Annotated in this window: 9 protein-coding genes; 7 read left to right on the forward strand and 2 right to left on the reverse strand. The window is 72.6% G+C overall.

Annotated features, from left to right (window positions below; genetic code table 11):
- The 5 genes from GWI24_RS13235 to GWI24_RS13255 form a co-directional block, all read left to right on the forward strand.
- Positions 1-902: Zn-ribbon domain-containing OB-fold protein (locus tag GWI24_RS13235; protein ID WP_210946153.1), on the forward strand; the 902-nt coding region annotated here is incomplete at its 5' end.
- Positions 903-1,988, forward strand: coding sequence for a thiolase domain-containing protein (locus tag GWI24_RS13240; protein ID WP_210946154.1), 1,086 nt, complete (start codon positions 903-905; stop codon positions 1,986-1,988).
- Positions 1,985-3,151: a thiolase domain-containing protein gene (locus GWI24_RS13245; protein WP_020873529.1), complete on the forward strand. Its 1,167-nt coding sequence runs from the start codon at positions 1,985-1,987 to the stop codon at positions 3,149-3,151. The genes GWI24_RS13240 and GWI24_RS13245 overlap by 4 nt, the downstream gene beginning before the upstream one ends.
- A gap of 93 nt (positions 3,152-3,244) precedes the next feature.
- Positions 3,245-3,490, forward strand: coding sequence for a DUF397 domain-containing protein (locus tag GWI24_RS13250; protein ID WP_210946155.1), 246 nt, complete (start codon positions 3,245-3,247; stop codon positions 3,488-3,490).
- Positions 3,491-3,832: 342 nt separating this feature from the next.
- Positions 3,833-5,665, forward strand: a complete 1,833-nt coding sequence (locus GWI24_RS13255; protein ID WP_210946156.1) for a long-chain fatty acid--CoA ligase — start codon at positions 3,833-3,835, stop codon at positions 5,663-5,665.
- Positions 5,666-5,725: 60 nt separating this feature from the next.
- Here GWI24_RS13255 and GWI24_RS13260 read toward each other — a convergent pair whose 3' ends face one another.
- A complete protein-coding gene (locus GWI24_RS13260) occupies positions 5,726-6,826 on the reverse strand; it encodes an isoafricanol synthase (protein WP_210946157.1) in 1,101 nt (366 codons plus the stop codon).
- A gap of 250 nt (positions 6,827-7,076) precedes the next feature.
- On the opposite strand from GWI24_RS13260, the gene GWI24_RS13265 reads away from it, so the two are divergent.
- Positions 7,077-10,004, forward strand: a complete 2,928-nt coding sequence (locus GWI24_RS13265; RefSeq protein WP_210946158.1) for an AAA family ATPase — start codon at positions 7,077-7,079, stop codon at positions 10,002-10,004.
- Between the two features lie 61 nt (positions 10,005-10,065).
- The gene (locus GWI24_RS13270; RefSeq protein ID WP_020873536.1) at positions 10,066-10,566 is read left to right on the forward strand and encodes a hypothetical protein; all 501 of its coding nucleotides are present in this window, start codon (positions 10,066-10,068) and stop codon (positions 10,564-10,566) included.
- A 92-nt stretch (positions 10,567-10,658) separates the two neighbouring features.
- Here the strand turns inward: GWI24_RS13270 and GWI24_RS13275 are convergent, their stop codons facing one another.
- Positions 10,659-12,683: an N-acetylmuramoyl-L-alanine amidase gene (locus tag GWI24_RS13275; RefSeq protein WP_247616294.1), complete on the reverse strand. Its 2,025-nt coding sequence runs from the start codon at positions 12,681-12,683 to the stop codon at positions 10,659-10,661.
- Between the last annotated feature and the right edge of the window lie 91 nt (positions 12,684-12,774).

Below are 12,774 nucleotides of genomic sequence, written 5' to 3' on the forward strand. Positions count from 1 at the left end.
TCACCCGCTCCCTCGGCCCGGTGCAGAGCGCCTTCCTCACCGGATTGCGCGAACGCACCGTGCTGGGGGTGCGCACCACCGACGGCCGGGTGCTGGTGCCGCCCGTCGAATACGACCCGGTCACCGCCGATGAGCTGGCCGACCTCGTCGAGGTCGCCCCCACCGGCACCGTCACCACCTGGGCCTGGAACCCCTCGCCGCGCCGCGGCCAGCCCCTGCGTACCCCCTTCGCCTGGGTGCTGGTGCGGCTGGACGGCGCGGACACCGCCCTCCTCCACGCCCTCGACGCACCCGGCCCCGACGCCGTGCGCACCGGGATGCGGGTGCGGATCCGCTGGGCCGCGGAGCGCGAGGGCGCCATCACCGACATCGCCTGCTTCGAGCCGTACGACGGTGCCCAGGGCGGCGAAGCCGTGCCGCACAGGGGTACGTTCACCGACCCCGTCAGCGGCATCGTGGCCCCCGCCCGCCTCGACTACACCTACGCGCCCGGCCGCGCCCAGTCGCGCTATCTGAGGGCCCTCGCCGACCGCACCACCTACGGGGAGCGCTGCCCCTCCTGCCGCAAGGTGTACGTCCCGCCCCGGGGCGCCTGCCCCACCTGCGGTGTCGCCACCGACGAGCAGGTGGAGGTCGGCCCGCGCGGCACGGTCACCACCTTCTGCATCGTCAACATCAAGGCCCGCAACCTCGACATCGAGGTGCCGTACGTCTATGCCCACATCGCCCTGGACGGCGCCGATCTGGCCCTCCACGCGCGCATCGGCGGCATCCCCTACGACGAGGTGCGCATGGGGCTGCGCGTGGAGCCCGTATGGAGCGAGGACGGCCGCTACCCCGACCACTACCGCCCCACCGGCGAATCCGACGCCGACTACGACACCTACAAGGAGCTGTTGTAGATGCGAGAGGTGGCCATCGTCGCCTTCGGCCAGAGCGACCACCGGCGCGACACCGCGGAGACCTCCGAGGTCGAGATGCTGATGCCCGTCCTCCACCAGGTGCTCGACGCCGTCGGACTCCGGGCGGGCGAGATCGACTTCACCTGCTCCGGCTCCTGCGACTATCTGGCGGGCCGCGCCTTCTCCTTCACCATGGCCCTCGACGGCGTGGGCGCCTGGCCGCCCATCGCGGAGTCCCATGTGGAGATGGACGGCGCCTGGGCGCTGTACGAGGCATGGACCAGGCTGCTGACGGGCGAGGCGGAGACCGCGCTCGTCTATTCGTACGGCAAGTCCTCGCCCGGCGATCTGCGGGAGGTCCTCACCCGCCAGCTCGACCCGTACTACGTGGCGCCCCTGTGGCCGGACTCGGTCTCCCTCGCCGCCCTCCAGGCCCAGGCGCTGCTCGACGCGGAAGACGCCGAAGACACGGGGGCCACCGTCGCCGACGAGCGGGCGCTGGCCGCTGTGGCGGCGCGCAGCCGGACCGCGGCCCAGGACAACCCCCATGCCCAGCTCGCCGGTTCACCCCCGCCCGAGGCCCTCCTGGACGAGCCGTATCTGGTGCGGCCACTGCGCCGCCACGACTGCCCGCCGGTCGGCGATGGCGCGGCCGCCGTCGTGCTCGCCGCCGGGGACACCGCGCGCCGGCTCTGCCGCCGCCCCGCCTGGATCCGCGGCATGGACCACCGGACGGAGGCGCACGGCCTCGGCGTACGGGACCTCACCCGCTCCCCGTCCAGCCGGCTCGCCGCCGAGCGCGCGGGCGCCTTCGAGACCCCCGTCGACCTGGCCGAGCTGCATGCGCCGTTCACCTCGCAGGAGCTGATCCTCCGCCGTGAGCTGCGGCTGGGGGAGGACGTACGCGTCAATCCGTCCGGCGGGGCGCTGGCCGCCAACCCCATGATGGCCGCCGGGCTGATCCGCCTCGGCGAGGCCGCCGCCGCCATCCACCGCGGCGCCGCCGACCGGGCCCTCGCCCACGCCACCTCGGGCCCTTGTCTCCAGCAGAACCTGGTGGCCGTCCTGGAAGGGGATGCCTCGTGACGAAGGAGCCGGTGGCCGTCGTCGGGATCGGCCAGACCAAGCACACCGCCGCACGCCGGGACGTCTCCATCGCCGGGCTGGTCCGGGAGGCCGCCGTACGGGCCCTGGAGGACGCCCAGTTGACCTGGTCGGATATCGACGCCGTCGTCATCGGCAAGGCCCCCGACTTCTTCGAGGGCGTGATGATGCCCGAGCTGTACCTCGCCGACGCGCTCGGCGCGGTCGGCAAGCCGATGCTGCGCGTGCACACCGCGGGCTCGGTCGGCGGCTCCACCGCACTGGTGGCCGCGGGCCTGGTCGCCGCCCGAGTCCACCGGACCGTCCTCACCCTCGCCTTCGAGAAGCAGTCGGAGTCGAACGCCATGTGGGGGCTGTCCCTGCCCATCCCCTTCCAGCAGCCGCTGCTGGCCGGGGCGGGCGGCTTCTTCGCGCCGCATGTCCGGGCGTACATGCGGCGTACCGGCGCGCCCTCCGGCATCGGCGCCCTCGTGGCCTACAAGGACCGCCGCAACGCCCTGCGCAACCCCTACGCGCATCTCCACGAGCACGATCTGACGCTGGACCAGGTGCGGTCGTCCCCGATGCTGTGGGACCCCATCCGCTACTCCGAGACCTGCCCCTCCTCTGATGGCGCCTGCGCCATGGTGCTCACCGACCGCGCGGGCGCGGACCGCGCCCCGTATCCGCCCGCCTGGATGCACGGCGGCGCCATGCGCAGCGAGCCGACGCTCTTCGCGGGTAAGGACTTCGTCTCGCCGAGGGCCGGCCGGGACTGCGCGGCCGATGTCTACCGCCAGGCCGGGATCACCGATCCGCGCCGGGAGATCGACGCGGTGGAGATGTATGTGCCCTTCAGCTGGTACGAACCCATGTGGCTGGAGAACCTGGGCTTCGCGGACGAGGGGGAGGGGTGGAAGCTCACCGAGTCGGGGGTGACCGAGCTCGACGGCGAACTTCCGGTCAATCCCTCGGGCGGGGTGCTGTCCACCAACCCCATCGGGGCGTCCGGCATGCTGCGGTTCGCCGAGGCCGCGCTCCAGGTGCGCGGGCGGGCGGGCGAACACCAGGTCGACGGCGCCCGTAAGGCGCTCGGCCACGCCTATGGCGGAGGCTCGCAGTTCTTCTCGATGTGGGTGGTCGCGGACACGTCACCCGCAGGTTGAGTCTCCTGCTCACTCCTCCTTTCGTGGCCTGTGCGGCACCGGCCACGATCGCTAGGGTGGGGCGCGGACGACGATGCGGGAGGATGAGCTGACGTGGCCGATACCACCACCACCGAACAGCCACTGACAGGAAGCGGCGAGAAGCCCGAACTCGACCTCTCGGGCGCCCAATGGCGGTCGAGCAGCCAGGGCGTGGGCGATGTGGAGATCGCCTTCGTCGAGGGATTCATCGCGATGCGCCACGGCCGCCGTCCCGAGGGCCCGGCACTGATCTTCACCCCGGCCGAGTGGCGCGCCTTCGTCCTGGGCGCGCGTGAGGGCGAGTTCGACCTCACCTGAACCGGGGAGGGTGATCGGGGCGGGCGGATCCGGCTGGACCGGACGGCCCGCCCCGTAGTGCGTTATCGGCCAGGATCAGAACGCGCGGCGGCCTGATGGTGCCTCATATCGCGGAGCCTGGCCTCCGGCTCCGTTTCCCATGAGTTCATCGCGGCTTCACGACCCCTTCACGCCTCATGCCGAAATGTGAGCGTGACTCACGGTAACACCGGCAGGTCGCGCCGGGTCTCCATGGGCGGGAACAGAATCGTCCACGCTCTATGCAGCCCCGGCCCCGGGAGGTAGTTTTCCCTCCCACCTCCCCGTTGCGCGGGGCGGAAAGTCGGCTGAAAAGGGGGTGTCGTGCGCGAATTCAGTCTCCCTCATATGGTGGAACCGCTACGCGCGGGCGGGCTCGCGGATTCGGTGTACGAGCTGGCGGACCGCGAACCGGACAGGGTCCAGCTCGCCCGGCGCGACCCCGCCGACCGCGGCCAGTGGACTCCGGTGACCGCCGCGGCCTTCCGGGACGAGGTCCTGGCGCTGGCGAAGGGCCTGCTGGCCGAGGGAGTGCGGTTCGGGGACCGGGTGGCCCTGATGGCCCGGACGCGCTACGAGTGGACGCTGTTCAGCTACGCCCTGTGGTCCGTCGGCGCCCAGGTGGTGACCGTCTACCCCACCTCCTCGGCGGAGCAGATGCGCTGGATCCTGGCCCAGACGCGGGCCGTGGCCGTGGTGGTGGAGGGCGAGGACGACGCCATGACGGTCGGCGCCGTCTGCGACACCCTTCCCGCGCTGCGCTCCATCTGGCAGATGGACCAGGGCTGCGTCACGGAGCTGTGGCGGCGCGGCGCCGGGGTCCACGACGAACTGGTCACCGAGCGGCGCTGGCTCGTCGAACCGCGCTGTACGGCGGTCATCTGCTACACCTCGGGCACCACCGGACAGCCCCTGGGATGCATGATCACCCACGCCAATCTCGCGGCCGAGTGCGACACCCTGTTCGCGGGCTGGAGCGGACTGTTCGCCGAGCCCGGGCAGCGGCCCGCCATCCTGGCCTTCCTCCCGCTGGCGCACATCTACGGACTGATGGTCCAAGTGCTCTGTGTGCGGGGCGGCATCCTCATGGGGCACGAGCCCGAGCTGAGCCCGTCGTCGCTGCTGCCGTCCTTCCAGTCCTTCCACCCGACCTGCGTCTTCGCGGTGCCCTACATCTTCGAGCGGATCCTCGGAGCCGCCCGGACCGCCGCCCAGGACGCGGGCAAGGGCTCCCTCTTCGAGCGGGCCATGGACACGGCGGTGCGCTACGCCGCGGCCGTCGAGCAGCAGACACAGGGCTCGGGGAAGGGGCCGGGCCCCGGGCTCAGGGCCGCCCACGCCGTCTTCGACCACATGGTCTACCGGCGGCTGAGAGCCGTCCTGGGCGGCCGGGTGCGCTACGCGGTCACCGGCGGCTCACCGTTCAGCCGGGAGCTGGGGCTGACGTTCGCGGGCGCCGGGATCACCGTCTACAACGGCTACGGCCTCACCGAGACCACCGCCGCCGTCACCGCGCAGCCGCCCGGCCGCCCCCGGCACGGCACCGTGGGCCGCCCGATGCCGGGCACGGCGGTGCGCATCGCGCCGGACGGCGAGGTATGGGTGCGCGGCGGCACCGTCTTCGCGGGCTATGTGGACGATCCGAAGGCCACCGGGTCCGCGCTGCGCGACGGCTGGCTGCACACCGGAGACGTCGGATTCCTCGACGGCGAGGGCTATCTGACCATCACCGGCCGTAAGAAGGACATCATCATCACCAGCGGCGGCAAGAGCGTCTCCCCGTTGCTGCTGGAGGAGCGGCTGCGGGCGCATCCGCTGATCTCGCAGTGCGTCCTGGTGGGCGACAACCGCCCCTTCGTCGGGGCGCTGATCACCCTGGACGCCGAGATGCTGAGGCGCTGGCACCAGGCGGTCGGCGCGCGGCTCCCGGTCGGCCGGGAGCACGCGTCGGCGAACAAGGCGCTGCACGCGGAGATCCAGCAGGCGGTCTCCACGGCCAACCTCTCGGTGTCCAGGGCGGAGTCGATCAGGGCCTTCCGCATCCTCCCGAAGGAATTCACCGTGGCGGACGGGCTGTTGACGCCCTCACTCAAACTGCGGCGCGACGCGGTCTACAAGCTCTGCGCCGCGCAGATCGAGCAGCTCTACGCGAACTGAGCGAGCTCTACGCGAACTGAGCGATCGAGCGGCGCTACGGCGCTTGAGCGATCGAGCGGCCTACGCCAACTGAGCGTCGGTCAGCTGTGCCCAGGGCCGCTGCCGCCCCCCGCTGACCGCCTCGGTGCCCTGCTCGTCGTACCGGGCCGTACGCAGCGACCAGCCCAGATTGCCCGTCATCACATGCCGCATGCCGTCCACATAGTGCGCCACGGCGCGGTGGGTGTCCGGGTCGGCCCCCGCCTCGGCGAGCAGCGCGGGCAGCTCGGCCGCGGTCTCCTCGAACCAGCGGTACCGGGCATTGGCCAGGTCGGCGATATGGCGTACCGCGTCCTCCAGTTCACCACCCGCGCGCTCCCACTGGACGATGACGCTGTTGTGGACGTCGCCGACGGCCAGCTCCTTGTCCAGGGAGGCGATGTCATTGGTGAAGACCACCACATCGTCCGTAGCCTCCCGCATCCGTTCCAGCGGGAAGCCGCCGTGCAGCGCGGGCGGCAGGGTGTAGCCGCCGAACGGCTCGTTCAGATCGAGACAGGGCTGTACGCCGATCGAGTGGCGCCGCAGCGCCAGCACGTCCTCCACCGAGCGCGGCGCGTCCGCGCCGCCGGCCCCGGGCAGGGCGCCGGTCCGCTCCAGCGCCTCGCGGTGGTAGGAGTGCAGGTATTCCAGCCAGTGGTGGCGGAAGCGGTCCCGCCACACCTGGGGCCGCCCGGAGTTGATCCGGCGCCACAGGTCGCGGAAGCTCTCCAGCAGTGGCCCGTCGTCGCCGCCCGCCCTGCCGTGCGCCAGGTCCTCGTCGGTGATCCGTATGACGTCCGCCACCAGCCGCGCCACCGCCTCCGGACGGCTGCCCAGCTCCCCGTCGAACTGATCGTCGAAGACGAAGTACCAGCCCACGAGGTCACTGCCCAGGTTCAGGTCGGCGCCGGTCGCCCGGGGGTAGAACAGGCCCGCCAGCACGTCGAAGCGGAGCGCGTCGTACTCCGCGACGGACGCGTGGTCCTCGAAGACGCCGAACCGCGAGAGCCATTGGATGGTGTGGTGCCTGGCCGCCTCGGTGCCGGGACTGAGGTCGGCCGAGGCCGGGAAGCCGAACATTGCCGCCCGGCGCAGCAGTGCTGTCCGCCGGGCCTGTGGTCGCGCAGCGTGCGTGTGCATGAGTTGTCCGCCCCCTCCGTCGTTCGGGCGGCCGGAGCCCGCATATACCACAGGCGAAAGCGGTATCTGGCCAACCCGTTGAATCCGGTCATCCTCGCGTGCGAGACCTGGCATCGATAGAGGAGGTGGTGAATTGGCGTGTGCCACTGGCAATGCCCGGCGGAAATCCCCCCATGGGGGAGCTACGCAGCGTGCCATCCGCGCTACGCTCGGCGTCACCTGCCGGAGGGGAAGCAACGTGGCGGAGTACATGAGCCAACAGAACCGGACGCGTCGGACACTGCTGGAGCGGGAGCGGGAGCTGCACGCGGTGGACGCCGCGCTCACCGAACTGTGCGGCACGGATCCCGCCGACGGGGCCGAGACCCGCGGCGGCGGAGTGATCGCCTTCGAGGGGCCCGGCGGCGTCGGCAAGACCGCGCTGCTCGGCGAGGCGCGCCGTAGGGCCGCCGCCCGCGGCTGCACCGTGCTCCGGGCCCGCGGCGGTGAGCGCGAACAGGGCGCGGCCTTCCATGTGGTGCGCCAGCTCTTCCAGCCGGTGCTCGCGGCGACCGGCGAGGACGAGCACCGCAGGATTCTCGGCGGCTGGTACGAGATCGTCGCGCCCGCGGTCGGCCTGGTGGTCTCGGGCCACGGCGGCGCGCCCGATCCGCAGGGCGTCCGCGACGGCCTCGACTGGCTGGTGACCCGCTTCGCCGTGGAGCACGCCCCGGTCGTCATGATCCTCGACGATGTCCACTGGGCCGACCCCGAATCGCTGGACTGGCTGACCCGGTTCGCCCTGCGCGCCGCCGACCTGCCCCTGCTGCTCGCCGTCGGCTACCGCCCGGAGGACCTGACCGCCGACGTAGCCGCCATACGGACTCTGGTCGAGCGCCAGGGATCGCGGCCCCATGTGCTGGCGCCGCTCACCCCGGGCGGAGTCGGCAGGATCGTCCGTGAGGTCCTCGGGGACCACGCCGACGAGGCGTTCTGCCGCGAGTGCTGGGCGATGACCGGCGGCAACCCCTGGGAGGTCACCGAGCTCACCGCCAAGATCCGCGACCGCCGGCTGAAACCGCAGTCGGAGAACCTGCCCGCGCTGCGCGAGCTGGTCTCCTCGGCCAAGGACAGCGGGCTCAACGACCGGCTGACCCGCCTCGGCACCGCCGCCGTCCGCCTCGCCTGGGCCGTCGCCGTCCTCGGCATCGAGGCCACCCCGGTGCTGACCGCCAACGTCGCCGGGCTCAGCGAGACCGAGGCCGCCGACATGGTGGCCCGGCTCGTCGACGCGCGGATCCTGGCCCCACCGCGCCCCGGGAACGGCACCCGGCCCCTGGAATACCTCCACCCGCTCATCGCCACCGCCGTCTACCAGGCCATCCCCGGCGCCCTGCGGGTGGCCATGCACGGTCAGGCCGCCACTGTGGTGCTCGGCGCGGGCCTGGGCTCCGCGGCCGCCGGCCGGCATCTGCTGGAGATGCACCCCGAGGGCGACCCCTGGGTGGTGCGCCATCTGCGGGCGGCCGCCCGGGAGTATCTGCGCGCCGGAGCCCCCGACGCCGGGCGCCGCTGTCTGGCCCGGGCCCTGCGCGAACCGCCCGCCCTGGAGGAGCGCGCCGCCGTGCTGTACGAGCTGGGCTGCGCCGCCCAGCTCACCGAGCCCGACGTCACCGTCAACCATCTGCGGGCCGCGCTCGAGGAGCCCGCGCTCGGCCCCGAGCTGCGCGAGGCGATCACCTACCGGCTCGCCCAGGCGTACGGCCACAGCGGCCGGATGGAGGAGGCCGCCCAGGTCTTCGCCGACGAGGTCGGGCGGGCCACCAGCGCCCGCACCCGGCTGCGGATGCAGACCGAGCAGCTGATGTGGAACATGTTCCGCGCCGACGAGAAGGAGTCGCCCGCCCGGTCCCGGCGGCTCGCCCGGCTCGCGGACCACCTCACCGGCCGCGGCATGGCCGAGCGCTATCTGCTGGGGCTGCGCGCCTGGGACGCGATGACGCGCGGAGAGCCGGTCGCCACCGCCCTGCACTACGCGGAAGAAGCCCTCGGCGACGGCCTCAGCTGGACCGATGACGACTGGGGCTTCGAGGTGCCCATCCTGGTCGCCCTGGTCTTCCTCCACTGCGATCAGCCCGGACGCGCCGAGGAGCTGTTCAACAAGGGCATCGCCGAATGCGAGCGCAAGGGCTGGCGCGGCTCCCACCTGGCCTTCGGCTTCACCCTCCTCGGCTACGCACGTCTGCGCCGCGGCGCCCTCGGCGAGGCGGAGGAGCTGGCCCATGAGGGGATGCGGATCGCCGACCTGGTGGGCTCCTCGACACCCGCCCACTGGACCGCTGTCGGCACCCTCATCGGAACGCTGATCTGCCGGGGCCGGGTCCAGGAGGCGCAGGAGTTCGCGGCGCGGCACTGCGGCGAGACCCTGCCGCAGGCGACGCTCTGCCCCGATGTGCCGGCGGTCCGCGGCGAGCTGCTGCTGGCCGCCAACCTCCACCGCGAGGCCCGGAACCAGCTCACCGAGGTCGGCCGCCGCATGGAGGGGCGCGGTATGCGCAACCCCGCCTGGTGCCCCTGGCAGCTCCACCTCGCCCAGACCCTCGCGCTGACCGATCCCCGGCAGGCCACCGAGGTCGCCGACGACGCGGTGCGCCGCGCCCGTCAGTTCGGCACTCACTCCGCCATCGGCAAGGCGCTGCACATCGCCGCCACCGTGACCCAGGGGCCGGACCGGATCAAGCTGCTGGCCGAGGCTGTCAGCCATCTGATGCGGTCACCGGCCGCGTACGACCTGGCCGTGGCGCTGGTCGACCACGGCGCCGCGCTGCGCCGCATCGGCCTGCCCCAGGAGGCCGGCGACCGGCTCTACCGCGGTCTGGAGGGAGCGGTGCGCTGTGGGGCCGACGCGCTCGCGGCCCGGGCCCGCGACGAGCTGTCCGCGGCCGGGCTGCGCCCCATGCAGCTGCGCGTCGATCACACCAGCCCGCTGACCTCGCAGGAGCAGGCCGTCGCCGAGCGGGCCGCCGAGGGCTGGCCGGACGCCCGGATCAGTGAGGTCACGGGGCTGGAGGAGCGCGAGGTGGCCCGGCTGCTGTCCGATGTCTACCGTAAGGTCGGCACCGACCGGGCCGGGTTGGCCAAGCGGCTCATCACCCCCACGGTCGGCCTGCCGCAGCGCCCGGCGCCCGACCCCGGATGAGGGGTGCGGCCCGGCCGCTCCCCGGCACGGCAACCGGCGCGCGGCCACGTACCATGTCCGCATGTCCTTCCTCCGCCGCCGCAGCGCCGCCACGCCCACCGGGCCGGACTTCGACGTCCTCGCCATGGACCCGGGAGACTGGCCCGGCGATCTCGGGGCGGGGCTGCTGCCCGCGCCGGACGGCACCTGCCAGGGCGTCTTTCTCCGCTACGACCTGTTCGGCGGCCGCGGCCCGGCGATGATCATCGGCAATCTGCCCGAGGGCTCACCGGCCCGGGAGGTGGCCGAGGGCCAGCCGCCGTTCGAGGTGACCCAGCTGCTGGCGGCGCTGGGGAACGACGAGCCGGTTCAGGTGGTGGACACCGAGGACAGCCCGGTCATGCACGAGGACAATCTGCTCATCGTCCGCCGGATCAAGCTCTCCGAGGGCCGGATCTCCTGCGCCCAGTTCGACCGCAGCGACGGTGTGCTCGTCACCATCGCCAGCTGGGACCGGCCGATCACCGACGATCTGTACCGGCTGCTCAAGCCGCTGCCCGCGGAGATGTTCCAACAGCGCTGAGAGACCTTCGCCGAGGGCCGTGAGACGACGCCCGTACGGTCGCTCACGGCCCCCGGCCGTCCGTCATACGGCGGACTGACGGCCCGTCAGGCTCACTTCCCCGAGCGCCGGACCGTCACATCGGCGGCCCGGACGAACGCCACCCGGTGCCCGAACTGGATCTGGTAGTACACGTCCTGGCCGCGCACCACCTTGTGACCGGCCGGATCGAAGGTGGTCGCCCACAGATACTCGCCCCGCGTCCTCAGTCCCAGCGGATAGGACTGCCCGGCGAGCAGCTTGTACGGCAGCGGCGAGACCGCCTGCACCGGCACACCCTCCGGATATGCCTCCTTCTCCGGGTAGGCGCGGCCGTACACCGGAACCTCCGCGGCCCCGGCCTTGGGCGTCACCACGAGCCCCTCGGCGCTCACCGCCGTCGGCCGCCGCTTGGGGTTCTGGAACCAGGCCCGCTGGCCGAGGTACCAGATCGCCGTCCAGTCGCCCTCGTGCCCCGCGACCGCGAACTGCTGCCCGGTGGTGGCGCGGGCGCCGGTGTCGTTCACCCCGGTCGTGGAGTCCGAGCCGTCCGGGCGCAGCCCGATGTCCTTGACCAGTGGGGCGTCCGCGCTCGGCGCGGTGTGCAGCCGCACCGCGGACGAGCCGTGCGGGGCGCATGCCTGGCCCGCCGTCTCGCAGCCGGTGTAGACGGGCCGGTTGGTGTCGTAGTCGGGGCGGATGGTGACCAGGCCGCCGGCGGAGCCCGCGGTGGGCCGGAAGGGGGCGCCGAGAAGGGTGAAGTAGTGCGCCCAGTCCCAGTAGGGGCCGGGGTCGGTGTGCATGCCCTTGATGGTGGAGGTGGTGGTGCCCGGCACATTGTCATGGCCCAGGATGTGCTGGCGGTCCAGCGGGATGTCGAACCGCTTGGCGAGGTAGCGCACCAGCCGCGCCGAGGAGCGGTACATCGCCTCCGTGTACCAGGCGTCCGGGGCGGTCAGGAACCCCTCGTGCTCCAGCCCGATGGACTTGGCGTTGACGTACCAGTTGCCCGCGTGCCAGGCGACGTCCTTGAGCGGCACATGCTGGGCGATATGCCCGTCGGAGGAGCGCAGGGTGTACTGCCAGGACACATAGGTGGGGTCCTGGACCAGCTTGATGGTGGTGTCCCAGGAGCCCTCGGTGTCATGGATGACGATGTAGTCGATGGACTGCGAGGAGGGGCGGTCGCCCAGGTCGTGGTTGCCGTAGTCGCTGTCCCCGAACTCCTCGTAGGGCGCCGGGATCCACTCGCAGGACACGTCCTTGGGGGCCTCGACCCGCGGATCCCGCGCCCGGGACGGCAGACCGAGCGTCCGCAGCTGTCGGGTGTCCGGGGCGGCATCGGGCGCCGCGTCGAGGGAGACCCGCTCGCCGTCGGCGGTCGTCCGCGCGGCACCGCCGCGGATCACCCCGTACACCTCGTCGGCGAAGAAGGCCGCGGCCGCGGCGTCATCGGCGCCGGAGTAGGCCGCCACCGCCGCGTACCAGTCGGCGGGGTGCTCGCTCGACGGCAGCCCGAGCCGCTTCTGCGTAGCGGCCAGCAGAGCCGCGCCACCGCGCACATTGGCGCTCTCGTCGCTGCGCAGCGCCTCCGCGGACAGCCCGGTGAGATCCGCGGCGCGGCTGAGGGTGCGCAGCCGGGCGGGCAGCTGCCGGGGCTGGGGAACGGTGGCCTTGGGGACCCTCAGCGGGCGGGCGAGATCGCCGCGCGCGTCCTCGGTGCCCTGGCTGTGGTGCGGGGCGTTGAGCAGGGCGGTGTGGGCGTCGGTGAGGTGCATGGGGCCGTAGCCACCGGTGACGCTGGGCGCGCCACCGTGGCCGTCCCAGCGCGACTGGAGATATGACACGCCCAGGAGCACGCTCAGCGGAACGCCGTACTCGGCGGCAGCGGCCGCGAAGGCGCGCTGCAGGGCGCCGCCCTCGGCACCAGGTCCATCGGCCCGCCGCTGGTCGGCATGGGCGGCGGGGGTGGCGGATACCAGCGGGAGCAGAAGGGCGGCGGACGCCGCGGCTCCCGCTGTGCGCAGTGTGGTTCTCCGAGTGGGACCGGACGGGGTTCTGTGTGCGTCGTGGGCGCTGTCCTGTGCGGATTCTGGCATTGCAGCCTCCTCAAGCGGGCCGGGCCGAGCCGAGCCACTTAGAGATATGCGCTGCCAGGCGTGGCGTCAATCGCCGTCACCCGGACGGACG

The sequence above is a fragment of the Streptomyces sp. MK37H genome, assembly GCF_018035285.1.
GTDB lineage: Bacteria > Actinomycetota > Actinomycetes > Streptomycetales > Streptomycetaceae > Streptomyces > Streptomyces endocoffeicus.